The sequence below is a fragment of the Paenibacillus woosongensis genome, assembly GCF_030122845.1.
GTDB classification, from domain to species: Bacteria; Bacillota; Bacilli; order Paenibacillales; family Paenibacillaceae; genus Fontibacillus; species Fontibacillus woosongensis_A.
The window spans coordinates 2,522,287-2,548,208 of record NZ_CP126084.1 but is presented as its reverse complement, the minus strand read 5'-3'; the positions used below and the strand labels follow the sequence as shown (position 1 = coordinate 2,548,208).

The window sequence follows — 25,922 nt, the reverse complement described above, 5'->3', positions numbered from 1 at the left end:
CATCAGCAGCAGTTGTTCGTTGAGCATTTCTTCATCCATTCCAGTTGTTCCACAGGTACAGGAACATGCTCCATCAGAGCCTGGACATGCGGCTTGCCCTCAAGTGTCAAATCATAATAGACCCATGATCCGCGTTTATCTTCAATGACCAGACCTGCCTCCTTCAGCTTGCGCAAATGCTGGCTGACGTTCGGCTGCGTCGTCTGCAGTGCATCGACCAGATCACATACGCAGCGTTCCCCTTCCCTCAAGATGGCCAGAAGTGTCAAGCGCGTCCTGTCGGCCAGCAGCTTCAAATCCCGAATGATCTCTTCCATCGGGCAGCCCCTCCTCCCTTAGAATATATTTTGATAGATTATATTATATAATCGAACAATTATATAATCAATTGATTATATATATTTAGTGGCTTATATGAACTTTCTTCCATCCAATTAAAAAAGTCGCCTATTAGGCGCCTCTTTCTACTAAGGTTCCACGATATGAACTTCCTCTCGGAAGGAGCTTCGATTGACTATGCCTGTGCATATCGCAAGTAATGTAATACCGGCGGCGAACAAATACATATTTACGATCCCAAGCCACTCGGCGATGCCGCTCATTGCGAGCAGCGATATGCCAAAAACGGTATTTAGCAACGTCGCTTGCGCCGAAAAAATCTGGGGCAGCCGTTCCTTGCTTGCGCTTCGCTGTATCAATGTCCGGCGGGATACCGCAGCAAGCTCTGTCGTCGGGCCGGTCAGCAGAACGAGGAGCAGCGCAAGCGGCGCATAGGAATTGACCGCAAACAGAGTCGTCAGCAGTGCATAGCCCAGCATCCCTGCGAGCATTGCCGCAAATATCCTCTTCTCCAAACGCCCAACGAACGCCACGACAAGCAGTCCGCCAATCACGGCGCCGGCAAAATAACTCGCATTGATATAACCCCACCACTGCTCATCCCTCAGCAATACTTCCTTGACGAAGACAAGCATGAACGCTCCGGCCCACACAGAGCCTCCGAACATATCCGTCACGTCCATCACCGTTAAAGCCCGCAGCCTCGGCGATTTCCAGATTAGCACCCAGCCTTCCTTAAGCGTATCCCAGTGGGAAGGCGACCTGATTTCGCTGCTCGGATCACTCGCTGTCTGCGCCTCCTTCATCGCCATATAGCCTTGTTTTGAGGCAGTCCGCCAATCCCATATTCCCCGCCTTTGCGGTTCTAGCGGATCTTCAATCCAGAAGGTCACAAGCATGGCCAATCCATAACCGGCGGCAACGATAACCAGTACCGGAAAAGCCCCCAGCTTCGCGACCATCAACCCGCTTAACGCCCAACCCGCAAACTGAACGACCTGATCAGTTGTAGCCACCATTCCATTGGCCTTCATCAGTACCTCGTCTGACACAAGACGCGGAACGAGCGCATTTCGCGCGGGAGTTGTCCAGCCGTCCAAGAAAGAAATGCAGGCAATAATACCGTAGATCAACAGGAAACTGTTTCCCCCAATCCAGGGTGAGAGATAGAAAGCCAGCAGACTAAACAAGAGAAACTGCCCGCTCTGCGATATTGTCAGCAGAAAGGGCAGTCGATAATTCGCAACCATCAGCGGGGCAAGAAATCCGCTCGTTAACTGGGCTGTTACCCGGATGAAAGGAACCAGGGTCGCAAACATGATCGAGTTCGTAGTGCTCAGCACGAATGTCATCAGCGCGACCAGGTAGAAGACATCTACCGTATTAGACAGCGCCTGCGAGCCCCACAAGTAATAAAAAGACTTCTTGAACATGAACCGTAAGCCTCCGTGTTCTATAGTATTAAATTTTTATGATCAGCTTGAATGCTGCAGCTTACAGTTCATAGTTAAATCGGTCTCATCGTATACTCCTATCCGTACAAATATTTAATACTATATATACTAGCCTTCTATCAACCCTTTTTCAATCAAAAATTGGCGTGCGACCTCTTCCTCCTTCAGCCCTTCCACATCGACGTCCGCATTCAGCTTCTGCATCTCCTCGTCGCTGATCAAACCGCTCATTAGATTCAACACCTCTTCTAATTCAGGATATTGCTCCAAGGTCGCTTTACGGATGACCGGTCCGGCATCATATGGCGGAAAAAATTCTTTGTCATCCCGCAAAATGACTAGATCATGCACCTTGATTTGCGCATCGGTGGCATATGCATACGTCACATCCGTCTCTCCACTGGCGATCGACTGATACATAATGACGTGGTCCACCCCCTTTTTCTGCTTGATTTTCATGCCGTACAGCTTCTGAATTCCCGGAAAGCCGTCGTCCCGATCAAGAAATTCGAATTCTACGCCAAGAATCATGTCCTCGGCTACCTTTGCCAAATCGCTGAAGGTCTCAAGGTTGTGCCGTTCTGCAGTCTCCCGTGTTACCGCCAGTGTGTATGTGTTATTAATGCCGAACGGCTCATCCATCAGGATAATGTCCGGATCGGCCGCTAAGGCTCTCGCTACGCCAACCCGCTGCTGCTGGCCGCCGGACAGTTGTTTGTCTTCGATGGTGTAATGGGGGAACAGTCCGATTTGCTGAATGACGTAGCCGATGTTATTGCGCAGCGTTACGGGGTTTTCCTGCGTAATATCCTTGCCCTGGACGTATATTTTGCCTGATGTGTGCGGAATCAGACGGTTAGTCATCTTCATAAGTTGTATGTTAAAAAATGGGCTTACTCCAACAAAAAAGAGGCCTCCCTGGCACTATCTGCCTAGGAACAGCCTCTTTTACATCATCATGTTATCCAGTATAGCTGCTTTTACCCGGCAAATAAACTAGCCGCCTTACACAGCGTTTTCTCGTATTTTACGCTAGGTTAACAGACCTATGATAATGTAGACGAACGGTTGAAACAGGCCGGGTTCTCTAGGCACCACACTTTGAAAGGAACATGACATGCTATGAATACAAAAAATACAGTAAAAAAAGAGACTGCCGCCCAGTCTCTGCCACGCATTACCGTGCTTGATATTTTCCTCGCTTCAGCCAAATTGGGGCTGACCTCCTTTGGCGGTCCTGTTGCGCACCTGGGGTACTTCCATCAGGAATATGTCGTCCGCCGCAAATGGATGGAAGAGAAAGCCTACGCTGATTTGGTTGCCTTATGCCAGTTCCTTCCCGGACCGGCCAGCAGCCAAGTCGGGATCGGAGTCGGCCTGCGCTGCGCCGGGTTGATGGGAGCCATAGCAGCCTGGGTTGGGTTTACACTGCCATCCATCCTCCTGTTAGGACTGTTCGCTATCATCGTGCAGCGCATGAATGTCGGCGAAGCACCTTGGCTGCACGGATTGAAGCTGACCGCCGTGGCCATCGTCGCCCAGGCTGTATGGAGCATGGGGACAAAGCTAGCCACAACCCGAAAGCAGGCCGGCGTCGCTGTTGGTGCAGCAGCGGTTGTGCTGCTCTGGCCAGGCACGTATAGCCAAGTAGGCGTTATCGCCGCGGCGGCATTACTGGGGCTCATCATGTATCGCCATGAAGCGGCTGCGGAATCCGTAAAGCCAGCTGCCGCGGCAAGTTCGCGGGATGCTCATAGCTGCAGGCAGTCCTTCATCTATCTAGGATTCTATTTCGCATTGCTCCTGCTTCTCCCCTTGTTCAGCCAATGGTCAAACGGCGGATGGCTTTCCCTGGTCGACGGCTTCTACCGGGCCGGTTCCCTCGTCTTCGGTGGAGGACATGTGGTGCTTCCGCTGCTGCAAGAAGAAGTCGTCGCACACGGCTGGGTCAGCCAGTCCGATTTCATCGCCGGGTACGGCGCTGCTCAGGCCGTTCCTGGGCCGCTCTTTACCTTTGCCTCCTATTTAGGCGCCATATTTGGAGGAGTGCCGGGTCTGGCATTAGCGACAATCGCCATCTTCCTGCCAGCCTTTCTGCTGGTCGCAGGCGTTCTGCCCCTGTGGGATCGGCTAAGCCGGAGCATAACTATGCAGCGGGCGCTGCAGGGTATCCATGCAGCAGTGGTAGGAATATTACTGGCTGCGCTGTACGATCCCATTTGGACCGGCGCTGTTCGCGGCACGGCGGACTTCGTTATCGTGCTTTGCTTGTTCGCGATGCTGGTGTTCTGGAAGCTGCCGCCGTGGAGTGCGGTTATCGCAGGCGCGGCAGCAGGCATGCTTGCGCAATTGTTCGTCTAATCTTCATAAATCATTTTTCGGGTCATTCCGCCGTCGACGACGAGATGGATGCCGGTCACGAAATCATTAGCCGGATCTGTTAAATAGAGACAAGCCCGGGCGATATCCTCGGGTTTGCCTACCCGGCCCGCCGGATGCTGGCTATGATCGGTCTCGCGGAGCTCCTCGTATTTCCCCGTTTCTATCCATCCGGGGCTGATGCAATTCACTCGTATCCCGTCAGGGCCGAGCGACATCGCCATCGCGTGGCTTAGCGATACGATGGCCCCTTTCGAGGCGGCATATGCCTCGGAGTTCGGTTCGGACATGAAGGAGCGGGTCGAGGAAATATTGACGACCGATCCGCCGCCATGCTGTTTCATCAATTTTGCCGCCTCCCGCGTTACGAGAAAGCAGCTGCGCACATTTGTATTCAGCACATCATCCCATTCATCCACCGTCAGCTCAAAGGGCGATTTGAACCGGGACACCCCTGCATTGTTAATGACGATATCAATTCTGCCATATGTATGTTCAACCTGCTTCATTATGCCGGATATGTCCCGTTCGCTGCGGACATCGCAAGAGATGAATTCGGCTTGTCCCCCCTTTTGCCTTATTTCCTCAGCCGATTGCTCCCCAGCCGAGGACGGCAGATCGGCCAGGATTACGACAGCGCCGCAGCAAGCGTAAGCTTCCGCAATTCCACGGCCAATTCCCTGCGCAGCACCGGTGACTAATACGACGAGTTTGGCAAATGACATAACGAATACAGCCTCCTTTAAATATTAACGGGTCGTAAAGAAGCTCTTCATCAGCGTTAATCCGCTCATAAGACCAAAGAAGAAAAATTCGCGTTCCCGGACCAAATGGTAATATTCGGCCATCGCGATAATTTTAATATATGAAGAGGCAATTGGATAAATCAAGATCAAAAAGCATGGCAAAAACACGCCGAAAAACAGCGGTTTAATCATTTTTCGCCGGGCCGGCCATCCGTTAAGCAGACTTAAATACAGGCCAAATGCGAAGGCGTAAATCATGTTGGCCAGCAGCATATTGTCAGTTTTGTAAAGTATCGTCCGCTGTTGATCCATCATGGCGAAGAAGCTGCCGCTATAGTAAACAAGCAGACAGGCGCCGATCATCCATGCAATATAATAGAAAATCCCTTTTGAGTTATTCATGTGCGACTCTCCCATTTTTCGGAGGACACGCCTTGCGGGGCGTCGCTCCTTCCCTTTTTAACATGCTTCAGCTGCGCAACGATGATGATGCTGATCACAACGAGCAGCATCCATGAGCTGATTTTTCCGATATGAACGAGCCGCCATACCTCTTCCTGATTCGGGTATTTCCAGGCTCCCAGGAAGGTGGTCACATTCTCGGCAATCCAGATAAAGAAGCCGATCAGCAGAAATGACATCAGCAGCGGCATTCGAAAGGTGCGCTCTTCCAGCGTAAAATATACCGTGCAGCGGAAAAATACGGCAACCAGGAGCAGCATGAGTATCCAGCGATAGTCGCCGATAAAATGATGCGTGAAAAAATTAAGATAGATTGCCGTGCTGATGGCAACGGCGTAAATCGAATTGGGCCAGCCCGTAATTTGCAGCTGCAGCCGTCTCCAGGCCTGGCATATGTAGCTGGCGACGCTGGCGTACATGAATCCGCTGTATAGCGGGACACCGAACACCTTGCTCCATGCAGGTTCCGGGTAAGACCACGAGCCCATATGAACTTTGAATATTTCGAGTGCAAGGCCAATGATGTGGAACATGCAAATGACCTTCAGCTCATCCAGCGTTTCCAGCTTGCTGATCATCATCCCTGCCTGTGCGAGCAAGCAGATCAACAAAATCCAGTCATATCGCGGAAGAGCCGGCAGCTGGATCACTTTCGTCAGAGCGAGGGCTCCGAAGATTATCAGCGGAAATATGCAGGATAGCGCTTGGAGCCAAGCAAACACGAACAGCTTGCGGATAAACATCATAACGGGACATCAGCCTCCTGTTTCTACAATTGGATTTTATCACAATTCATACCTTGAAGTGACCAGACTGTAAAAATTAAAAACAGCAGGAAAGCGCCCAACTTGCCATGGTCAGCAAGTTGGGCGCTCCGTTATGCTCTATGCGATTAAGGCTCAAGTCCCCATACCAGATCTCCGTTCAAATGCAAAGTTGCCTTCTCCCAGCTGGCAAAATTGGTCTTAGTCGCATCATATGAATAGTCATCTGATTCATTATAGTTGGACCAGTCCGTCTTGTTGACCCGCACCTGGATTTCGCCGGAATTCGCCCCCGGTGCCAAGCTGCCCGCACCAGCGCCGAACGAAATTTCCAAGTAATAATCCGCCCCCGGCTTGACTGATGGCAGCTTGACGAAGTTTCCGCTTACGTTGCTGCTGCCGATAGCGGCGTAGTCGCAATGGAATTGCTGCGGTTTATCACCGTCGATGGTGTAATAATAGCGAATCTTCACATTGCTTAGCGATACGGCAGTGTCACCCGTATTCACGATGCGGAACTGCGGCCGGAATTGGTTGTCTCCTGGATTCGTGTCATTCGTACGGTATTCAAGCTTCAGATTGCCCTGTACCGGAATTGGAGTGGATGCAGGCTTGGCGCTTGCCTCCGGCGAGTTCGGGCTCTCCCCAACGCTGTTGGATGCGCTGACTACATAGTAATACGTCGCGCCATTGACAACGTTTGAATCGGTATAGGCAGCTTGCGCTGTAGTGCCTAACGTCGTGTATGGACCGCCGCTCGTCGTGGCCCGCTTCACCGTATAGCTGGTAGCGCCGCTAACGCTGTTCCAGGACAGATTGACCACAGCGTCGCCAGCCACCGCGTTCGGCTTGGATGGAGCTTTTGGCGCTACTGGCTCCACCGGTCCGCCTTGATTGCTGTTGATCAGGCGATCGTATTCGGCGTACGCCGTGGCCATATCAACTTGAGACCAGAAGCGGTGATAAGTGAACTCAGGGGCCCCGTTCGTCCATTTCTTCGTTTGCGGGTCCCAGGAAGTGCTGTATTTGTTCTCTAAATATTGCCATTGAGGATCGTTTTTAATGGCTGGTCTTACATCCGTATAACTGGCATATACGCCATTGCCTCCCTTGGCTGGATCAGATGGCACCGTAGACGATCCCGGGAGCGTATTGCCTTGTCCGAACAAGCCCGTCCAGCCATTAGGGAAATAAATTTCCTTCGTGAAGTATCGGTAGTAGTCTTCGCGCGGCTCAACTGTCGTGATACCGATGCCGTCATTGTATCCCCACGCAGCATCCAGCAGCGCCTTGGCCAACTGTTCAGCCTGGCTGCCCAGCACAGTGTAGCTGCCGGTTTCCGCTTTCGTTCCGGCCGCAAAGAAGGTCAGCGCTTTGATATAGCTGCCGAGCACTCCCGCATCCTGCCCCGGGTTCTTTGTTACTACACGCAAGTTAGGGTTGCCGTTATGGCTGCTGAAGCCGTTCCAAGTCGCCGGCTGCCCGGACCATTCCAGGTTGCTTGGAACCCAGAATTCCCCAGGCGCTGAAACCGTGGCAATTGCTGGGTTATTTCCGCCGAGCACACGGTTGCCCTGGCTATCTAGATAATAGCCTTCAGAATCGGTTACCGGACGTTGGTTAGCAAAGACGTAGTCCATGGACCAGTCGATCCATTTCTGTACGACCTGCTTGGCCATTTGGAAGTTCTCCGAGGAGGTATCTCCATTTGATGCCAGAATATAATAAAGCTCAGCGATCCGCTCTACCGGCCAAGCCTGCATGCCGAACCAGTTATTGGATGGCGGGTCATGATACACAGGCGCATCATCATAAGCTAAGCCGTAGAAAGTGCTCTTGCCGGCAGGATAAGCTTTGTAGGAGCCGTCCCAGCTGTTGGTCGCTCCGCCCGCAATCGCCCCTTCTGCGGATTGCAGCCAAGTGTAGAACTCCAGTTGGCGTTTCAGCGAAGTCGTCCAATCTTGTCCTGCCGTTGGAGAATTCGGCACCAGGCCGCCGCTTGGATTGGAAAGCGCGTAAGCCGCTACGACGTTCTGATAACCTTGATGAGCGTGGCTCGCTCCGATTCGCCAAGCCCAGTTGCCTGTTTGTCCCAGGCCGCCGCCCCAGGCTGTATACCAAGCCATGAGATAATGGCTGGCATCCTTGCCGGTACCGGCTGTCGGCGCTCCATTTGAAGCGCTTCCAATCTTCTGGAAGTATTTATCGTACATTCCGTAGCGCAAGTAGTCGCCCATCTTTTTGGCCTTGTTCAAATATACGGAGTTGTTATAACCCAGTTCCTTAGCCCAGTACATGGCTTGAATGGCCCGCGCATCCGCATCGGTCGCATTCGTATACCGCCATTGCTCGGCCGGAGCGTTGCTCTCCTTCGTAAACAGAGTCATGAAGCCTTCCCCTGCTTTACCAAACGTTTTATTGTCTTGCGATGGATGTGGTATGGCCTCCCATACCGACTCCTGCTCACCCCGCTGGAACGTATTCACATAAGTTGCCGTGTGGCTTGGATTGAGCAAATTGCCGAATCCGTACCAATTATCCACATCCAGCAGCCAGTGCATCAAGTACGTCTGGTTATTTCCGTACGTCGCTTTTAGCTCTGCATCCAGCGGGTCTCTTCCTGCCGCATATTGACCGCTAAGCTGGCTCGGATATTGATCCGGCTGCGAATATTCTGCGGCATAAGTTGCCGGGCTATTGGGGTTGTAGTAGCTCATCGTTGGCTGTTCTTCCTTGCCGTCTCCCTCATTCACCGGGATAATATACTTCTCCATATTGTCCCACGCGGCTTCAAGCTTGCTCCAATCCCCGGTGTAATGGCCGTAGAGCACCTCGAGCCACAGCCAGTAGCTATACGCCTCCGACGTCGTCATATGCCCATAGTCCGGCGCCTCGCTCATTAGGGTCTCAACGGAGTGATAAGGAATTCCTTCGGGCGAAAAGTAGCCATTGGCCGGATTTTTAAGCTGCTGATACATTTGCAGGAACCGGGTTTCCTCGGTGGACGATGCTGCGAATGCCTGGCTGGAATGGACGGTAAACACACCCGATACGATCGTAAGCGACAGTGCCGCACTCATTAAGAGCGATACCGGCTTCTTCAAAGCTGACCATTTCATCATATACATCCTCTCTATTCTTGGTTTTAGGGCTCAATCCCCCATACAAGATTACTGCCTAGATGCAATGTCACTTTGTCCCAATCAGCAAAACCGCTTTGTGTTCCGTTGTACGAATAATCATTAGATTCGTTATAGTTCGACCAGTCAGTCTTATTCACCCTGGTCTGAATCTCACCGCTATCCGCTCCTGGCGCCAAGCTGCCTGCGCCTGGCCCGAACGAGATTTCCAAATAATAATCCGCCCCGGGAACCGCGTTGCCAAGCTTAACGAATTTCCCGGTTACATTTCCGCTGCCCACAGTCGCATAATCGCAATGGAACTCTTGAGCCTTGTCCCCGTCAATCGTGAAATAATAGCGAATCTTTATATCGCTGAGGGCAACAGACGTCGTTCCCGTGTTAACGATGCGAAACTGCGGACGAAACTGATTGTCGCCCGGATTCGTATCATTCGTACGATATTGCAGCTTCAATCCACCTTCAACCGGCGCTGTCCCTTCCCGGGGCTTTGCGCTGACTTGCAGCGAATTAGGACTATCCCCGGCCGAGTTCCTGGCAACAACCACGTAATAATAGGACGTCCCATTGATCACTCCATGATCGCTATAGGCTGTCCCCGTCGTTTCGCCAACCACGGTATAAGGTCCTCCGTCGGCTTGCGCACGCTTCACCACATATTGGCTGGCACCGCCCGATGAATTCCAGGACAGATCAACCTGGCCGTCGCCTGCCGTTGCCTTGACGCCTTTGGGCGCAGCAGGAACCGTCGGCGTTCCCGGATTGCCTCCTCCGGAAGGAAGTTGTCCAAACACATGAACACCGGCATCATAGACCGGAATATTGTTCATCTTTACAGGAGCAGCCGCATTCAACGCAATGCCCTGGTAAGAAAAATCATTGCTGTTATCCCAGAAATTTGTGTTCAGCGGAGCGGAGATCCGGAATTGTACTTCCTTGCGGTGCGCCGACTGTCCTCCGGGATAAATTGCGGTTCCTGTAAAATCAATGGTCGTATAATAAATATGTTGAGCTGCATCAAACGGCTTAAGCGGTGATACCGTCGCTCCCTGGTTATACCCGCCGGCAGAAACTGTAATATCCTCGGGGCCGTAACCAGCCGCAATTGCTTCGCTGATATCGATATAGTAATCGAAGGACAGCTTGTCGCTCGAGCGTGCCGGCCAGCCCGAACGGTTATTGAGCAATGCTCTAATCTCCACAAAATTACTGCCGCTTACGTTTACAGAAGCTTCAACGAACATTTCATCCTCGCGCACTTCCGGTGACGGGAAGTTCGGAAGAGGCTGCTGCCCCTGTCCATGAAGGAGCACCATCTTCGCAAGCGCCCCCGTAAAAGCGGCATTATAATCCGTGGCTACCTCGTTTGACACATAATCTCCGATCGAATCAGTATAGCTATCGTTCTTGGTTGGCCCGCCAACGAGCGCACCGTACAGAATATGCCTGTGATTCGCTGGAGTTTGCTGGTTGTCGGCCCAGGAGCCGTGCGAGGTTCGATGATGCGGATGCTCTGGCGCATTGTTGCCGAAACCGACCACGTAGCTGCTGTTTCGAGGATTATCCCCCAGCATGTACAATATTTGGCTCTCGGCAAAAGAACGCGCACGCGATTTCTTGACAGGATCCGTCACCCAATCCGAATAAACAAAAGCAAGGAATGCCTGATTGGCAGCATAACGAAGCGCCCCCCATTGATCCAAATGAGCGAGCCCTCCTGGCGTGTACGTGACTCGTTCACCGGTTCCCGATACGCCTGTCGTCCAGAACTCCATGCTCCGCTCCGTAGACTGTACGAACCGTGGATCTCCTGTAATTCGGGCCAGGAGAAGCTGGGCGCCATATTGCTTGTTATCCCAGTTTTGTGTCCACTTATAATCCCAGCCACCGGACTGCAGAGTTCCCCACTGGCTGCTTGCGGCTATGGCCTTATTAAGATAAGTCTCGTCGTTCGTAGCGAGATAGAGCCACACGCCTCCCCAGCTCAATTCATCGGCATAACCGCTCCAGGACTTGTAGTACTGGGCAGCGTCAGTAATGCTGTCCGAATATGCTCCGCGGTATTGATCCGCGAATTGATACAATTGCTTCGCATGCTTAAGCAGCTCTTCCGAATAGGCGGCGTCCGTATCCTTGAAAATGATCGAGGCGGCAGCCAGCGCTGCGGCTGTCTCCCCGGCAAGATCCGAGCCCGGATGGGCTGCATCAATTTTATAGGCCGGCCGCGCCATAGGCATGACTTCTGCCGGGCCCCACCAGTTATGGTCCGCTGTGCCGTTCCCTACTTGTCCCCATAATTCATTGGGAGCCGTATGAGCTTTCATAAAATAATCCGTCGCCCAGCGGATATTATCCAGGATGTATTCGAGCTGGCCGGACTGCTCATATCCATCGCGGTACTCGTACACGGACCATGCAAGCATTGTTGCGGTGTAAGCCATCGGAAAACCGAATTTGACATGATCGCCTGCATCGTACCAGCCGCCCGTCAAATCATGACCGACGTCAGCCCCGTCCTTCAGCCCGGAATCGCCGCGCCATTCGACGCGATTATTGTCCGGCAATTTGCCAGAACGCTGTGTCTCGTAGAAATAAATCGATTTCTGCAACGCTTCGGCGTAGTTATAATCCGAGGCCGCGGCTTGAGCGCTTGGCACATTTGTTAGCACCGCACTCCCTGTAAGCGCTAACACTAAAGCGAATGAAAATATCCCGCTTCGTTTCACCCATTTTCCCATAATATCATTGCCTCCTTTCTATACGATAATATCCACAAAATCACCGACAGGCTGCCTCAAGTACCACCTTCTTTCAATAAATTAGGATTGTTGTTAGAAAGTTTCCAATTAATTACAACAATTCCTAGCCATAATATAACATATCAATCTATTAATTACTATATTTTACATATAAATTGTTATTTAGTGTTAGCGTTAATGAAAAAAAGAGCGATATGTCATAAAGACATACCACTCTTGCTTCAAATTGCCGTTAGAAAACTCGTAGGGCAATCATGCCAACAATGCATATAGACATGCCAATGACTTCAAGCCTTCTAAATTTCTCTTTGACGAAGACGCGAGTATAAAGAAGAATTAATAGCACATTCATTGCGACAACGGCCGACACGAGCCCTGTAATACCATATTTAAAGGCGGTTATGATGAGGATCATTCCGAAAAAGTTCGTGAAGCCGATCGCCATGCCACTGAAGAAAGTTTGTTTTTCATTCCACTTGCCCAGCTGCGCAGAGAATCCGTATGTACCGGAAACCGCTAATTTCCGTTTGCGATTTGTATCGATCAGCCACCAAGCAGCAAAGCAGGCCGATCCGACGGAGAACATGTAAAACAATGTTGGAAATAGCGCTGCTTCTAAACGTGTCGACATCTTGCCCGCCATATCATTTAAACCGAAAAATACCATGGCCAGCAGACCCCATTGTGCGCCCTGCAAATTCCCGATTCGCAGGTCATTCGAATATCTGACGGTTAGAATCCCTGCAACAATGAGAAAGAACGCAAGCATCTGCCCCAGGGACAGCGACTCCCCCCACAACAAGTAGGCAAGCGTAACGACAACGACGGGTGGAAGCCCGGTCAGAATCGCAATGATCGAAGGTTTCCCGACAGCGAAGCCTTGGAACATGCAGGCATTTGCTACGAATGAAAACGCCCCCATAAATACGCCCGTAAGCGCGCTCAGCGTCCAGTTCTGCCCAAACAGGAAGCTGCCTATTAAACTAGCAAGGGCTCCAGTAAAAAATACGCCGAATAACATCAAATTACGATCCATTCCTTGTTTTGATGACCAATGATACAAAATACCGCGCAGACCAAAACTGATCGCAGCGAGAGAAGCGAATAACAGCCACATATTTTTGTAAACTCCTTCTTCCGGTTGAACTTCTTATCAGAAGCCGCTAATTAAGCATTATACCATCTTCCTAGATATTGGCCATCACCATGGTTACTATTTTTATAGCAGCCACTGTTTGGGGTTTTTCTTGTTGCCAAGCAACTTAGGCTCATTTAATCTTATATTAAGTTTGAACACCGTCAGGAGGGACATTTATGTGGAAAGAGTTCAAATCATTTGCATTTAAAGGCAATGTGCTAGACTTGGCTATTGCCGTCATCATCGGCGGGGCATTCGGAAAAATCGTCAGCTCCGTCGTCGAGGATCTAATCATGCCGCTTTTGGGTATCTTGTTAGGCGGGCGCGATTTCTCGAACATCGTGATCCAGGTTAATGAAGCAACGATCAAAATCGGATCGTTCATGCAAACCGTCATTGATTTCCTGATCATTGCTTTCTCGATTTTTCTATTCACCAAATTGCTCAGCAAATTCAAGCGGAAGGATGACCCCAAACCGGACAAACCCGCAGAACCCAGCAAAGAAGAACTGCTGCTCACTGAAATCCGCGATTTGCTGAAGAACAAGCAGCTTTAGGAGAGCGAGTGCACACTGCAGCTATTCTACATAACAATCCCCGCAGCGGACCAGTCCTGCAAGCTGCGGGGATTGTCTTGTTATGCCCGGGAAGAAGGGGAACTTGCTGCATTCAGCGTTTCGATCATTTCATCCATCATCTCTTCCGTAAACGTACCTCCGCCAAAGTTAACCAACGCGCGCAGCGGCATATATTTCATCATCGCCGCCAGCATTTCGGCCATATTCCCTTCATCGCCCATCTGTGCAAATGGGTGGGTCTCGTTTACTTTATCGAGCAGCTTCTTTGCTGTCGAAGAAAGATGCGGATCAGCAAGCAAGTCTCCGACCAGCGTATTCCGGTTCACCTTCATTTTGACGGCTGTGCCCGAACGGACGAGCAGCGTGTCGCGCAGCACGATTTCACGAGAGGATTTTCCTATTAATATTTCGAATTCGCCCGTTTCCACATGCCAATCCTTTAACTCGACATTGTAATAAGCGAAGGAGCGCTTATCGAGAGTAAAAGTAACCTTCTTCTCCTCCCCTGGCTTCAGACTGATCTTCTCAAAACCTTTCAGCTCCTTCTCCGGTCTCCTTACACTGCTCTGAATATCTCTCACATAGAGCTGGACAATCTCTTTGCCGGCAGTTTTTCCTGTATTTTTGACGAATACGCTGATTTCCACAGTGTCTGAATCTGCGATTTCCTTCGCGCTTATGGACATATCCCGATAACTGAATTCGGTATAGCTCAATCCATGGCCAAATGGAAACAGCGGCTCGATTTCCTTGGCATCGTAATAGCGGTAGCCGACGAAAATTCCTTCCTTATACTCCACCTTGTCCCCGTCACCCGGAAAATTCAAATACGACGGATTATCACTGAGCTTCATCGGAAACGTCTCGGCAAGCTTGCCGGAAGGATTTGCATCGCCGAACAGCAACGAAGCAATCGCACCGCCCAGAGCCTGCCCGCCTAAGTAACCTTCCAGCACCGCTTTTACTTTCGGCAGCCAAGGCATTTCGATCGGCGCCCCGTTGCTGAGCACCGCGACAAGGTTCGGCTGAACGGAAGCCACCGCTTCGATCAAAGCGATTTGGTTCTGCGGGATGCTCAGATGCTCACGGTCATAGCCTTCCGATTCATATCGGTCAGGCAAGCCGATAAACAAGACAGCAACATCCGTATTCTGTGCTGTTTCTATCGCCTTGGCCATCGACTCCGCGTCGATTTCATCATGCTCCAGAGGGTAGCCCTCGGCAAAGAACACCTCTGCATCGCCCGCCGCCTGAACGATCTCCTCGAACACGTTATCCAGCTTCGTCGGCAATATATGCGAGCTGCCTCCGCCCTGGTATCTAGGCTTTGTCGCCAGTGTACCGATCACAGCGATCTTCCCTTGCTTCGCAAGCGGCAGCAGCCGGTCTTCATTTTTTAACAGCACCATGCTCTCCATGGCTACTTCTTTGGCCAACTGATGATGCGCCTCCCGATCATAAACGGCGTTCTCCCGCTTCTCGTCGACCGCCTTAAAAATAATGTTCAGCAGTCTTTCCACAGCCTGATCCAGCTTCGCTTCTGCAAGCGTTCCATTTTGGACGGCCGCGATAATCTTTTGCTCCCCAAGGCCACTGCTCGAAGGCATTTCCAGCTCCAATCCCGCTTCAAGCGCTTTTACGCGCTCATTGACCGCACCCCAGTCAGAAACGACAAAGCCTTCAAAGCCCCATTCGTCCCTTAAAACATCGGTAAGCAGCTCTTCGTGCTCAGAGGCGTATTCACCATTTACTCTGTTGTAGGCGCACATCACCGTCCACGGCTGGGCATCCCGAACCGCATGCTCGAAGCTGGCGAGATAGATTTCACGCAGTGTTCTTTCGTCGACGACGGCATCGGTCGACATCCGGCGATGCTCCTGGTTGTTGGCGGCGAAATGCTTTAACGATGTGCCTACGCCCTGGCTCTGCACGCCGCGAATATGGCTTGCGGCCATTTGTGAGGAGAGGTAAGGATCTTCGGAGAAATATTCGAAATTTCTGCCGCACAGCGGCGAACGCTTGATATTGGCTCCCGGTCCAAGCAGCACCGCCACATTCTCGGCCTGGCACTCCTGGCCTAGCGCTTCACCAACCTGCCTGATCAGCTCCCTGTTCCATGTACTGGCCAAGCCCACAGCCGACGGGAAACAGGTGGCTGGCACGCTTTCGTTGAGCCCTAAATGATCGGCGTCCGCCGCCTGCTTGCGCAGACCGTGTGGTCCGTCCGTCACCATAATAGATGGAATGCCCAGACGCTCGATCCCTTTCAAATGCCAAAAATCCAGCCCTGAACATAACCCTGCCTTCTCCTCCAACGTCATTTGGGCAATTAGTGATTTCATGTCTCTTTTCATAGGCTCCTCCTGTTCCAAGCATAAAGTAATCGCTTTCAATAATGATATATTCATTATAAGAAGAGAATCTGATTATTTATGGCGCTGATTTAGGCTTTTTGGTATTTTTTTAAGGTTTTTTCCTGGAAAGATGTTCGAATCGCTGAAGTATGTTATGTTCAAATTATGAACCTAAAGGAGATTTATCATGACCCTGCCAGCCGATCATTCCTTGCCATATATTTGCAAGCTCATGTGGCACTCTTTTAAAATACCGGTCTTTTATTTAAATGAGCATAAAAAGATCGAAATCGAATTTTCCGCTAATTTCGTAATCAATCCGCACTTCTCGTCCAAAGACAGCTGGTTGTCCCAGATTTGCGCACCGCATGCCGGACATATGCCCATACTCTTTAGAACGGATGATTCGGAGACCTTTATCTCCGTTCCTGTTCGTACGGACGGTGAATTTAATGGAACCATTCTGCTTGGACCGGCAGCTGAAATGAAACTGACCGATACGGAAATTCAAGCTTTCTTGCAGAAGACAGGCCCCGATCACGACCTGCACGACGAGCTGGCTGCCTACTATCGCTCCCTCCCCGTGCTTTCGATCACGGACTGCGTGTATGCCGCCATGCATCTACACTATATGCTGTATCAAGAAGTGCTTGACCCTGCCGATGTCTATACGCAGAGCCGTTCGGTAACGAGCTTGTCCAAAGAGATCGAGGATCCAATCCTCACGATCTCCGAACGCCGCCAGAATACGGCCATGCACCATGATGCCTTGTTTGAGCAAAAATCGATGCAAGCGATTAAGCAAGGCAATAAAGATGAGGTTATCCGCAACTGGAGGCAGCTCCCCCAATACGGCGAAGTCGGACTGCTCTCCAAAACAAGCGAGCTCAGAAGCCGGAAAAATCTCGCGATCACCGTCATCACCCTGGCAACCCGGGCCGCTGTGGAAGGCGGGCTGCAATATGAGACCGCCCTGACCATCAGTGATCTGTATATTCAAAATGTCGAAGAATTAAACGATGTTAAGGCGGTCGACCATTTCATTGAGGAAGTGCTGTCCGATTATGCGGAACGCGTGCATCAAACGAAACGGAACCGGTACTCCAAGCCGATCAATATTTGCCTGGATTATATTTTCAAGCATTTGTACGACCATATCAGCTTGAATGATTTGGCCCAGAAAGCGGGGCTTCATCCCAATTATTTATCCGCGCTGTTCAAGCGCGAGGTCGGCTATTCCCTGCGGGAATATATTCAGCGGATCAAAATAGAAGAGGCCCAATCCCTATTGCTGCTTACGGATCAGACCATTTCGGAAATATCGACATTGCTGAATTATCACGACCAAAGCTACTTCACGAAAATGTTTAAGAAATTCACCGGAGTGACCCCCATCGAATACAGAAACAAACGAAGCGTCCTGTGAACGCTTCGTTCATGACGCCGCACGAACATACATCGCAAGCGTTATTACAGTGTCCGCTAGAGCGGTGACTTGGTGCTCAGAATGCCTTCACGCGGCGTTACGCCAAATGCCTGGGCCAGCTCGGCCAGCTCCCCATCGGTGATCCGCTGCCTGATCGGCTGGTTGACAATGAGCATGTAGATTTGCGCCGCCTTCTCAATCGTTTCAATGAGCCCGAAAGCCTCGTCAATGGAGCTGCCCGTGCCGAATATGCCATGGTGCGGCCATACCACGGCGCGGTGGCCCTTCATTTTCTCCGCCGTGGCTCTGCCGATCTCGCTGGAACCCGGCACCATCCACGGGATTACGGCAATGCCATCCGGGAAAACGACGATACATTCCGTGCACATTTCCCAGAGCGTCTTCGTCAATTTATTATCGTCCAAATCATGAATAAAAGTCATAGCAATGACGTTCGTCGCATGGTTGTGAATGACGACGCGGTGGTTCGGGTCAACCTTCAAGCGTTCGATATGACTCATGAAATGGGACGGCAGTTCACTCGTCGGTACCGCGCCGTCCTTCAATCCCCACAGCAGCTCCAAATGCTCTCCGTTCTTTGAGACGCGCAATATGCCGAGATTCGCTTCCGGGTCGGCAACGACGTTCTTGAAATACTTGCCCGAACCGGTCACGATAAAATAGCGGCCAGCCAGTTCATGCACGGGAAAAGCAGGCTTGATCGTTCGGATCACATGGTTAATATCCAGATACTGCGACACTTCGGCTTCGTCCAGAATGCAGCTAATATTCCCGCCGTTCCGCTCATCCCAGCCAAACCTCCACATATGCTGCGTAATTTGCGCCATTTCCTTCACAAAAGGAATCTCCAGCTTGCGCGTACAGGATAAAGGATGCTGTTTAATAGTTGTCATCACGGTTTCTCCCTTTCTCTTGGCTTAAATGTTGTGCTTTAGCGTTGAAGCAGGGATTTCCTGTTCGTATATACCGCACCGAGCGGATAAGGTTTGAATTCCGGCTCCAGCTTGACCCCTCACTTCATCGTCACCAGTAAATCCTAAATTTCTTTGTTCTACTTACATCGTACCTGTGGTTATCTGTTAAGTCAACACGATCAAACATAATTAAATGTTGTTTTATCTGTTTTTGTTTATTTTTGTTAACATATTTGTAACAAACCTATACTTTTCTGTATTTTCAACATATAATGAGGAGCTAATAAAGGTACGGAGAAAGGAGTTTCTATGCTAGCAGCTGAACGGCGCCAAATAATGATCAGCATGGTGCATGCGGACAAACGCGTCCTCGTCTCGGAGCTCAGCGACAAATTCAACGTCACAGAGGAAACGATCCGCCGTGATCTGGAGAAGCTGGAGAAGGAAGGCATCGTCACTCGAACCTATGGCGGTGCAATATTAAACAGCCATACCAATGAAGACCTGCCCTTTACGACCCGAAATGCCACAAATTCGGAAATCAAACAGCAAATCGCAGCTAAAGCATTGGAGCTGATCCATGACGGGGATACCCTGATGATGGATCCCAGCTCTACCTCGTTTGAACTGATGAAGCTTCTGCATCAGCGCAAAAATTTAACTGTCATCACAAGCTCGATTCATATTTTGCACGAATTTCTAAACAGCGGGATTCAAATCATTTCCACCGGGGGAACATTGCGTCCTAGATCGATGTCCCTCGTCGGCACAAACGCAGAGGAGATCGTAAAGAAATACAACGTGGATAAAGTGGTCATGAGCTGCAAAGCGCTATTCCTCGGCAAGGGAATCATGGATTCCAACGAGCCGGAATGCGAGCTGAAGAAGGCCATGCTGCGCCAAGCCGGCAAAGTGCTGCTGCTTGCGGACCATTCGAAATTCAATAAGACCGCGTTTGTCAAGCTCATGGAATTCGATGAAATCGATGCGCTCATCACCGACCGGGAACCCGAGCCGGCGTGGATGGACATGTTGAAGGAGAAGGAAATCGAAGTCGTTTTCTGACGCAAAAAGGCTCTCCAGCCGGTTAGATGGCATATGGAGAGCCTTTTTCTTGTTGAAATTCATCTCAGGTTAATACAACCGGTACTTATCGATCCCTTGGCGAATCGAAGCCAGCTCCTGTTCCGTCATTTCGTATCCTGCCATATCATGGGCCGCTTCCTGCGGAATGACGCCGGCAAAGACAAGGCAATGCAGCATTCTTAAAATGTACTTATCCATCGGCTCTGTGAAGGTCATCTCGGCGAATCCGTCCACACGCTCCGATAAGTCGAGGAACCTGGCGTAATCCTGTACGCGGTATGCCGTAATCAGATCCGCCTGAATATTCGGAAAAGCAGCTCCAAGACCAACGAGCGCGCTCCGTGCCCCGCGCATCAGGGCATAACCGAACATCCTGTCTTCTCCCGTGATGTGCATCTGGCCTGGAAACTCTTCGGCAAGGAGCCGGGCGATCTTCTGCATCGTCATAATGCTGTCCAGCGTCGCGATCTTAATGCCGATCACATGGGGCAGAGAGAGCAGCTCCCGCAGCAAATCCAGGGAATACGACCATCCACCCGCTCCCTCATACAAATAAAAGATGACTAGCGGAATGCCGAGACGAGCCAAATCGCGGTGATATTCAGCCGCCGCCGCCTCCCGCTCATGAGCTGGCAGCCCGCGAAGAAGGACGGGCGGAAATACTAGCAAGGCATCCGCTCCCCCTGCGATCGCTTCCTCGGCCATCCTATTACTGTCCATCCGCCAACGCTCGATTCGGTCTGCCATGCTTAAAGCAGGATCAGGCAGCGCTCCTGCCCCGGCAATGACAACTCGAGTAGGACCCAGGGCCGATCGCCACAACCGCAAAATATCACACCGCTGCCCCGGCTGCAATTGCAGCCCCCGCCCGGTATGCGCCCATACCGCTACGCCGGCGATGTTCTGGCGAGCCAAGTAAGAAGCGTATGCGGCCTGAGCCTCGTCGTGAATCCTCCCGTCCGCATAACGCGGAACCGGGACGGCGGGGATCAGCCCTCCCTGCAGGGATTGCTTGACTCGTTCCGCATGCTCCAACATGATTGTACTCCCCCTTTCTAGCAAAGATGTATTAGTTCGTATCCCGTAAATAGTTGCGTACAAACTGCGCCAAATATGCGGCGCCATAGATCAGTGACTGCTCATCGACGGCAAGCTCCGGATGATGCAGCGGGAACCTGCCTTTGCCTGCCCCGCCTGTGCCGACCAGCAGGAACGCGCCAGGGATGTGCTCCATGTAATACGCCATGTCTTCGCTGGTCATTTGCGCATGCGCAAGACGATGGATTGCTTCCTGCCCGTACAGTTCGCGGAGCGCCTCTTCGGCGCAGCTGATCCACCGGCCATCATTTACGGTGGGCGGATATCCGAACTCATAGCGAACGTCCGCCCGGGCATTCATCCCCGCCGCAACCGCTTGGGCAAGCTCCGTCACACGATCTCGCATCCTTTCGCGGGCAGCCGAATTCACCGCACGAACTGTGCCGCGAATCTCCACCTCATCCGCGATAATGTTAGGGATGCTGCCTCCGTGGATCGAACCCATGCTCAGCACAACGGCGTCCGCCGGATCGCTCTCGCGGCTGATCAGCACCTGCAGCGCCGTGAGCACGTGAGCTGCGGCGATGATTGCGTCGACGCCCTGATGCGGCGCCGCCCCATGCCCGGAACGGCCATGGACCGTAATATCGACATGATCCATGCTGGCCATAATTGTCCCCGCCTTTACGCCGAAGCATCCTGTCGGCAGATCCGGCCACAAATGCAAACCGATGATGCCGTCCACGCGCGGCGAGTCCAGCACCCCGGCGTCGATCATGTGCCGGGCCCCGCCCAGCATTTCCTCCGCCGGCTGAAAAATGAACTTGACCGTCCCCATCAGCTCACGCTTTAGTCCGGTCAGCATCCGAGCGGCGCCTAGCGCCATGGCCATATGGCCGTCATGGCCGCAGGCGTGCATCGCGCCCTCATGCCGCGATGCATAAGGCAGCCCTGTCCGCTCCTGCAAGGGCAGGGCGTCCATATCCGCCCGTACCGCGATACATGGCCCGGGGCGGCCTGTTTCGAGCAGCGCCACGACCCCGGTGCCGGCAACGCCGCGCTGCACCTCAAGCCCAAGCCGCTCAAGATGCTCCGCCACGTACGCCGAAGTAATGAACTCCTGGAAGCCCAGCTCGGGATATTGATGCAAATGGCGGCGAACGTCTACAATTTCCTGTTCCAGAGATAAGGCGACTTGCAATAGGTTCATTTTACTCATAGTCGACTCCTTCTAGGTTCAAAGAATAAATTTGCCGCGGTCTGCCCCGTCCAGCAGGCTGCTCTTCCCCTACGATGCTCGCAATTTCATATTTCTCCAAGGCCGCCATGATCCGCCGTGCACTGCGAAGCGTAATACCGAAGCCCTCCGCGAGCTGGGCGGCGGTAATCCTCGACGTACCGAGCCTCCGGCATAGCGAAATGAGCTTATTGATCGTACCCACGCTAAGCCCTACCTTTTTCGCTAACGAAATCAGCTCGGGATTCTCGCTCCGCGCGGAATATTCCAGCTTCAGCTCCGAGCCCATCGGGCCGTAAACCATTCCGTCCTGCATAATCAGAAAACAGTTGCCTCCGCCGCCCGTCTTGGCCTTGAGCAGCGCTTCGCGTGCTTTGCCTTCCGCCTCGTTGGCTGTACGGCCCATGCCAATGCCGATGCTGGCATTCCATTGCAGCCGCTCCATGACTTCCAGCAGCAGCGGAGCGTCCTGGAATTTACGCGTCACCTGCTCGATAATTCCCCGTGTGGTGATAAACGATACTTCATCCGAATCGCTCCATTTGATCAGGGACTGGGTTTCTTCTCCAAAATCGATGAGAATTTGCTGCAGGATAATTTTTTTGCGCTGGATGTCGTATTCAGAGGCTGCCTCTTTGGCGACCTGCTCAAAGTTATCGATGTTCATAATGCCAACGGCGATTTGCGTGCTGCTATAACGAAGGCTTTTCCCTTCCAGCAGAGCGCAATTCAAGGCGTCCCGAATCGCCGATTGCGTCGGGATGACCCGGAATGCAGGAACGCCGAGCTCGACCAGACGATGATAAACCGAGGTTACGCAGGTTACCGTGACCGTAACTTTCCCCGCTCTCCACAAATCATAATGAAAAGCGACGAATTCCTCATGGCCCATACCCGATGCATAGGTTTTGATAAAAATATCATCAATCGGCAGCCCGATTTCCCGAAGCGGCTCCTCCACCTCATTTCGCTGCAGCACATCCACACTGATTGGCAGCCGTTCATCGAAAGACAGAACATGCTGGCGGTAGCAATCAAACAGCACCTTATACAGTGCCGTTCCCGAATAAAACACGTGAATCATAGGTTTACCGGGTGATGCCGCCAAGGCAATCTGATAAGGGATCGGACCTGTAAAAAGCAATATATCCGCCTGATCCCGAATGTTCTCGATGATCTCAAGCGTCTCCCGTTCATGGCGGTAAGGCGCGGGGAGCATGGACAGCTCGGAAAAGAAAGATCCAATATGGAGCACCGCATCGACTAGGTCATGCGGACCGATGACTGCAACCTTCATGTTCATCGACACGTTCGCCACCCCCAAAATAGGATCATACGCCTAAATTCAGGACTGCTAATGCATATATTCGGTTAACTCCGCCAGCGACTGCTTCGTCAATTCCAAAGCCTGACTGCCAAAATATTCGAAAGAGATGAAGCCTTGATACCCCAAGGCAATCAGCCTGCCCAGAATCGCCGCATGATTCGCATCCCCCTGCAGAACAGGTACGGCTATGCTTTTGCTCCAGTCCTCATGGTTCCAGTGGTAATTTTTAAAATGCACATGGCTGACCAGTGGATAGAATTGCTCCAGCACCGGGAGCGGATCGAGCCGGTCCACGCAGAGATTGAAACCGTCATAGATAAGTTCAATTTCATGTTCATGGGGTTCCAGCAGCCTGTTCAAGCCGCCTGTCGTGTCGGCCAGTGTATGATTGTGAATTTCGACCGCGAGAGAAACACCTTGCACACTGCAAATTTGACGCGCCTCCTGCAAACCTTGTGCGGCCATGCGCCAATGACCGTTCGCTGCCTTTCCAGAGGATACATGTCCCGCAAATACACGAATCCGCGGACAGTGCAGCGCTCTGGCCCATTCCGCCGAATACTGAAGGCTTTCCAGCTCGGCTTGGTATGCTTCCCTCCCCTTCGTAAAATAGCTGTATTCGCTAATACAGGGGACTTGCAGCCGGTTTGAATCCAGCAAAGCCCGCAGCTGGCCTAACGTACCGCCCCGATTCAAGTAGTCTTCGATATGTCCGCGCCAGATTTCCACGCCTTGCAGCCCTATACCTCTGGCTTCGACAGCGATCTGTTCGATCGTCATCGTCTTTAATCCGGTCGTGCAGATGCTGAACCGAATGAAGCCCTGTTTATCGCCGTCACTCTGCATCAAGGGTTTGTTCCACTCCCGTCTCATCCGAGCGGTACACCGCTTCCAAGGCCGCGATGACCGATCTGGCGTATTCTCCCGTGCTGCCCGGCTCCGCATCCTGCCTGATCGCCTGCAGCAAATCTTCGAATTGCAATACGAACGGATCAGTGCTGCATGGAGGCCTAACCTCCTCATAGCGACCGTCCCGGCTCACCCACAACCCCTTGGCAGAAACGAGCCTGATCATCCCTTGTGTGAAAATCAGCTCCGTTTCATCCCTGGCTACGCCAGCGTAACCGGATTGCACGATCACGGCAGATACTCCGCTTGATGTTTCTAGAAAAATACAGCCGCTTCCCTCCACATTGCCCCTCGTTCCTTCGTAAGACAAAGCCGCCTTCACCTTCTTAATCCGGCTTCCCGTCAGCCACTGGATCTTGTCGATGGAGTGAGCGCCCAGATTCATGAGAATCCCGCCGCCTGCTTTGGCTTTATCCAGAAACCAAGCTGGGCGGTGCTCACTGAAATAATACAAATGGCGGGTATCCTGAATGGCGAGAAGCTTGCCAAGCTCACCGCTCTCAATGAGCGTCTTGGCCAGCAGATTGGCTGGCCAGTAATGCTGGGTATGACCGACCATGAGCTTGACGCCCGAAGCCCTTGCCGCCCCCAGGATTGCATCGCATTGCTTCACATTAAGGGCCATCGGCTTCTCCAGAAGCAGATGACAGCCCTGGGCAGCACACCATATTGCACACTCCTCATGCAAAAAATGAGGCAGTGCGATAATGGCAATGTCCGGCTTTTCTTTACGGACCATCTCTTTATAATCGCTGTAATAAGTAATGCCGTACTCGCCGCTTACTGTTCTGCCTCGCTCCTCGTCGATGTCAGCGACAGCTGCCGCGCTCAGCTCCTTCATTTGCCGGATCGCGTTCAAGTGGTTGCGCGAGATAATGCCAGCTCCGATGAGAACGACCCGATAGGGCATGCGATTCCCTCCTTTCTTGAAGTTGCCGGAAGAGTTTGTTCTTGGCGCAAACTTTTCTGGTCACTTTATGCCTACCGGAAGAGTCCGCCCTGGCTCAAATTCGTCCGGTCATTTTATACCGGACGAATTTGTGCCTTGCACAAAGTATTTCTCCGCAAACAAAAACACCAGCAATATCGGAATCAAGCTCATCAGCGCCGCGGCAACCATATACTGCTCATTGCCCGACCACTGCCCGGCCATGGAGAGGATGCCGATCGGCAGCGTGAAGTTCTCCTTCGACGTCAGGAAGATCGCCGGCGACAGTATCTCGTTCCACTTCGTCATAAACGTAAAGACAGCCAAGGTGGCGAAGGTCGGCTTGCACATAGGCAGGAATATTTTCCAGTAGATCTGAAACGGGTTGCACCCGTCGAGCTTGGCAGACTCCTCGTAATCCTTCGGAATCATGAGGAACGCCTGCCGCATCAGGAATATGCCGAACGGCTGGGCCAGCCACTCGATAATCCACAGCGGTGTCAGCGTATCAAGCATATACAGCGATTTAAATATAACGAATTGCGGAATGATCAGCACAACCGGCGGAATCATCATCGTGCCGAGCACGATCATGAACAGCGTATTTTTGAAGGGAAATCGCAGTCTCGCAAACGCAAAAGCGACCATGGAGCAGGAGATCAGGGCTCCGCACACGGACAGCACCGTCACGATAACGCTATTGATGGTGTATTGCTCGAATGCTCCCAGCTTCCACACCTCAAGGTAATTGCTCCATTGGATCGGCCTTGGAATCCATTTGGGCGGAAAGGCGGTATACTGGGCATAAGTTTTCAAGGAATTGAACAGCGTTGTCAAAAACGGCAGGATCATAATAAGCGAACTAAAAATAATGACGGCGTAACCGACGCTTTTGCGAAATCTATTCAGCTTCATACCGGAGC

21 protein-coding genes are annotated in these 25,922 nt (G+C 51.9%); 4 read left to right on the top strand and 17 right to left on the bottom strand.

Going from position 1 to position 25,922, the window contains the following annotated elements:
- Positions 1–2 precede the first annotated feature (2 nt).
- The 3 genes from QNH46_RS11630 to QNH46_RS11620 all read right to left on the bottom strand — a co-directional run bounded on the left by QNH46_RS11630 (position 3) and on the right by QNH46_RS11620 (position 2,657).
- A complete protein-coding gene (locus QNH46_RS11630) occupies positions 3–317 on the bottom strand; it encodes an ArsR/SmtB family transcription factor (protein WP_155611111.1) in 315 nt (104 codons plus the stop codon).
- A 150-nt stretch (positions 318–467) separates the two neighbouring features.
- Positions 468–1,772, bottom strand: coding sequence for an MFS transporter (locus QNH46_RS11625; protein WP_283928213.1), 1,305 nt, complete (start codon positions 1,770–1,772; stop codon positions 468–470).
- 129 nt (positions 1,773–1,901) lie between these two features.
- Complete coding sequence (locus QNH46_RS11620) at positions 1,902–2,657, bottom strand: glycine betaine ABC transporter substrate-binding protein (RefSeq protein WP_283928212.1); 756 nt, start codon at positions 2,655–2,657, stop codon at positions 1,902–1,904.
- Positions 2,658–2,915: 258 nt separating this feature from the next.
- Here QNH46_RS11620 and chrA point away from each other — a divergent pair, with 258 nt between their 5' ends.
- Complete coding sequence (gene chrA, locus QNH46_RS11615; protein WP_283928211.1) at positions 2,916–4,154, top strand: chromate efflux transporter; 1,239 nt, start codon at positions 2,916–2,918, stop codon at positions 4,152–4,154.
- Here the strand turns inward: chrA and QNH46_RS11610 are convergent.
- The 6 genes from QNH46_RS11610 to QNH46_RS11585 all read right to left on the bottom strand — a co-directional run bounded on the left by QNH46_RS11610 (position 4,151) and on the right by QNH46_RS11585 (position 13,160).
- A complete protein-coding gene (locus QNH46_RS11610; RefSeq protein WP_283928210.1) occupies positions 4,151–4,897 on the bottom strand; it encodes an SDR family NAD(P)-dependent oxidoreductase in 747 nt (248 codons plus the stop codon). The genes chrA and QNH46_RS11610 overlap by 4 nt on opposite strands.
- Before the next feature lie 24 nt (positions 4,898–4,921).
- Entirely contained in the window at positions 4,922–5,320 is a 399-nt protein-coding gene (locus QNH46_RS11605; protein WP_213588501.1) for a hypothetical protein, read from the bottom strand.
- A complete protein-coding gene (locus QNH46_RS11600; protein WP_283928209.1) occupies positions 5,317–6,126 on the bottom strand; it encodes a DUF817 domain-containing protein in 810 nt (269 codons plus the stop codon). The genes QNH46_RS11605 and QNH46_RS11600 overlap by 4 nt, the downstream gene beginning before the upstream one ends.
- 146 nt (positions 6,127–6,272) lie before the next feature.
- Positions 6,273–9,263, bottom strand: a complete 2,991-nt coding sequence (locus QNH46_RS11595; protein WP_283928414.1) for a glycoside hydrolase family 48 protein — start codon at positions 9,261–9,263, stop codon at positions 6,273–6,275.
- A 26-nt stretch (positions 9,264–9,289) separates the two neighbouring features.
- On the bottom strand, positions 9,290–12,022 hold the full coding sequence (locus QNH46_RS11590) for a glycoside hydrolase family 9 protein (RefSeq protein ID WP_283928208.1): 2,733 nt from the start codon (positions 12,020–12,022) through the stop codon (positions 9,290–9,292).
- A 253-nt stretch (positions 12,023–12,275) separates the two neighbouring features.
- Complete coding sequence (locus QNH46_RS11585; protein ID WP_283928207.1) at positions 12,276–13,160, bottom strand: EamA family transporter; 885 nt, start codon at positions 13,158–13,160, stop codon at positions 12,276–12,278.
- 197 nt (positions 13,161–13,357) lie between these two features.
- Here QNH46_RS11585 and mscL point away from each other — a divergent pair, with 197 nt between their 5' ends.
- Complete coding sequence (gene mscL, locus QNH46_RS11580; RefSeq protein WP_283928206.1) at positions 13,358–13,738, top strand: large-conductance mechanosensitive channel protein MscL; 381 nt, start codon at positions 13,358–13,360, stop codon at positions 13,736–13,738.
- 80 nt (positions 13,739–13,818) lie between these two features.
- Here mscL and QNH46_RS11575 read toward each other — a convergent pair whose 3' ends face one another.
- Positions 13,819–16,113: a glycoside hydrolase family 3 C-terminal domain-containing protein gene (locus tag QNH46_RS11575; protein ID WP_283928205.1), complete on the bottom strand. Its 2,295-nt coding sequence runs from the start codon at positions 16,111–16,113 to the stop codon at positions 13,819–13,821.
- A 187-nt stretch (positions 16,114–16,300) separates the two neighbouring features.
- On the opposite strand from QNH46_RS11575, the gene QNH46_RS11570 reads away from it, so the two are divergent.
- The gene (locus tag QNH46_RS11570; RefSeq protein WP_283928204.1) at positions 16,301–17,539 is read left to right on the top strand and encodes a helix-turn-helix domain-containing protein; all 1,239 of its coding nucleotides are present in this window, start codon (positions 16,301–16,303) and stop codon (positions 17,537–17,539) included.
- Positions 17,540–17,595: 56 nt separating this feature from the next.
- Here QNH46_RS11570 and rhaD read toward each other — a convergent pair whose 3' ends face one another.
- Positions 17,596–18,453 (bottom strand): rhamnulose-1-phosphate aldolase, encoded by an 858-nt coding sequence (gene rhaD / locus QNH46_RS11565; RefSeq protein ID WP_283928203.1) that lies wholly within the window; start codon positions 18,451–18,453, stop codon positions 17,596–17,598.
- Positions 18,454–18,783: 330 nt separating this feature from the next.
- Here rhaD and QNH46_RS11560 point away from each other — a divergent pair, with 330 nt between their 5' ends.
- Positions 18,784–19,539, top strand: coding sequence for a DeoR/GlpR family DNA-binding transcription regulator (locus QNH46_RS11560; RefSeq protein ID WP_283928202.1), 756 nt, complete (start codon positions 18,784–18,786; stop codon positions 19,537–19,539).
- Between the two features lie 69 nt (positions 19,540–19,608).
- On the opposite strand, the gene QNH46_RS11555 is transcribed toward QNH46_RS11560, so the two are convergent.
- From QNH46_RS11555 to QNH46_RS11530, 6 genes are all read right to left on the bottom strand, one after another.
- Positions 19,609–20,598 (bottom strand): dihydrodipicolinate synthase family protein, encoded by a 990-nt coding sequence (locus tag QNH46_RS11555; protein WP_283928201.1) that lies wholly within the window; start codon positions 20,596–20,598, stop codon positions 19,609–19,611.
- 31 nt (positions 20,599–20,629) lie between these two features.
- Complete coding sequence (locus QNH46_RS11550; RefSeq protein WP_283928200.1) at positions 20,630–21,817, bottom strand: M20 metallopeptidase family protein; 1,188 nt, start codon at positions 21,815–21,817, stop codon at positions 20,630–20,632.
- Entirely contained in the window at positions 21,810–23,138 is a 1,329-nt protein-coding gene (locus QNH46_RS11545; RefSeq protein WP_283928413.1) for a helix-turn-helix domain-containing protein, read from the bottom strand. The genes QNH46_RS11550 and QNH46_RS11545 overlap by 8 nt, the downstream gene beginning before the upstream one ends.
- A 51-nt stretch (positions 23,139–23,189) precedes the next feature.
- A complete protein-coding gene (locus QNH46_RS11540) occupies positions 23,190–24,008 on the bottom strand; it encodes a sugar phosphate isomerase/epimerase family protein (protein WP_283928412.1) in 819 nt (272 codons plus the stop codon).
- Complete coding sequence (locus QNH46_RS11535; RefSeq protein ID WP_283928199.1) at positions 23,998–24,981, bottom strand: Gfo/Idh/MocA family protein; 984 nt, start codon at positions 24,979–24,981, stop codon at positions 23,998–24,000. The genes QNH46_RS11540 and QNH46_RS11535 overlap by 11 nt, the downstream gene beginning before the upstream one ends.
- Positions 24,982–25,089: 108 nt before the next feature.
- Positions 25,090–25,914: a carbohydrate ABC transporter permease gene (locus QNH46_RS11530; protein ID WP_283928198.1), complete on the bottom strand. Its 825-nt coding sequence runs from the start codon at positions 25,912–25,914 to the stop codon at positions 25,090–25,092.
- Positions 25,915–25,922 lie beyond the last annotated feature (8 nt).

Bases quoted from the DNA above. Each gene is read 5' to 3' on its own strand.
- QNH46_RS11630 (WP_155611111.1), bottom strand. From the start codon at position 317: ATGGAAGAGATCATTCGGGATTTGAAGCTGCTGGCCGACAGGACGCGC.
- QNH46_RS11625 (WP_283928213.1), bottom strand. From the start codon at position 1,772: ATGTTCAAGAAGTCTTTTTATTACTTGTGGGGCTCGCAGGCGCTGTCT.
- QNH46_RS11620 (WP_283928212.1), bottom strand. From the start codon at position 2,657: ATGACTAACCGTCTGATTCCGCACACATCAGGCAAAATATACGTCCAG.
- chrA (WP_283928211.1), top strand. From the start codon at position 2,916: ATGAATACAAAAAATACAGTAAAAAAAGAGACTGCCGCCCAGTCTCTG.
- QNH46_RS11610 (WP_283928210.1), bottom strand. From the start codon at position 4,897: ATGTCATTTGCCAAACTCGTCGTATTAGTCACCGGTGCTGCGCAGGGA.
- QNH46_RS11605 (WP_213588501.1), bottom strand. From the start codon at position 5,320: ATGAATAACTCAAAAGGGATTTTCTATTATATTGCATGGATGATCGGC.
- QNH46_RS11600 (WP_283928209.1), bottom strand. From the start codon at position 6,126: ATGATGTTTATCCGCAAGCTGTTCGTGTTTGCTTGGCTCCAAGCGCTA.
- QNH46_RS11595 (WP_283928414.1), bottom strand. From the start codon at position 9,263: ATGAAATGGTCAGCTTTGAAGAAGCCGGTATCGCTCTTAATGAGTGCG.
- QNH46_RS11590 (WP_283928208.1), bottom strand. From the start codon at position 12,022: ATGGGAAAATGGGTGAAACGAAGCGGGATATTTTCATTCGCTTTAGTG.
- QNH46_RS11585 (WP_283928207.1), bottom strand. From the start codon at position 13,160: ATGTGGCTGTTATTCGCTTCTCTCGCTGCGATCAGTTTTGGTCTGCGC.
- mscL (WP_283928206.1), top strand. From the start codon at position 13,358: ATGTGGAAAGAGTTCAAATCATTTGCATTTAAAGGCAATGTGCTAGAC.
- QNH46_RS11575 (WP_283928205.1), bottom strand. From the start codon at position 16,113: ATGAAAAGAGACATGAAATCACTAATTGCCCAAATGACGTTGGAGGAG.
- QNH46_RS11570 (WP_283928204.1), top strand. From the start codon at position 16,301: ATGACCCTGCCAGCCGATCATTCCTTGCCATATATTTGCAAGCTCATG.
- rhaD (WP_283928203.1), bottom strand. From the start codon at position 18,453: ATGACAACTATTAAACAGCATCCTTTATCCTGTACGCGCAAGCTGGAG.
- QNH46_RS11560 (WP_283928202.1), top strand. From the start codon at position 18,784: ATGCTAGCAGCTGAACGGCGCCAAATAATGATCAGCATGGTGCATGCG.
- QNH46_RS11555 (WP_283928201.1), bottom strand. From the start codon at position 20,598: ATGTTGGAGCATGCGGAACGAGTCAAGCAATCCCTGCAGGGAGGGCTG.
- QNH46_RS11550 (WP_283928200.1), bottom strand. From the start codon at position 21,817: ATGAGTAAAATGAACCTATTGCAAGTCGCCTTATCTCTGGAACAGGAA.
- QNH46_RS11545 (WP_283928413.1), bottom strand. From the start codon at position 23,138: ATGAACATGAAGGTTGCAGTCATCGGTCCGCATGACCTAGTCGATGCG.
- QNH46_RS11540 (WP_283928412.1), bottom strand. From the start codon at position 24,008: ATGCAGAGTGACGGCGATAAACAGGGCTTCATTCGGTTCAGCATCTGC.
- QNH46_RS11535 (WP_283928199.1), bottom strand. From the start codon at position 24,981: ATGCCCTATCGGGTCGTTCTCATCGGAGCTGGCATTATCTCGCGCAAC.
- QNH46_RS11530 (WP_283928198.1), bottom strand. From the start codon at position 25,914: ATGAAGCTGAATAGATTTCGCAAAAGCGTCGGTTACGCCGTCATTATT.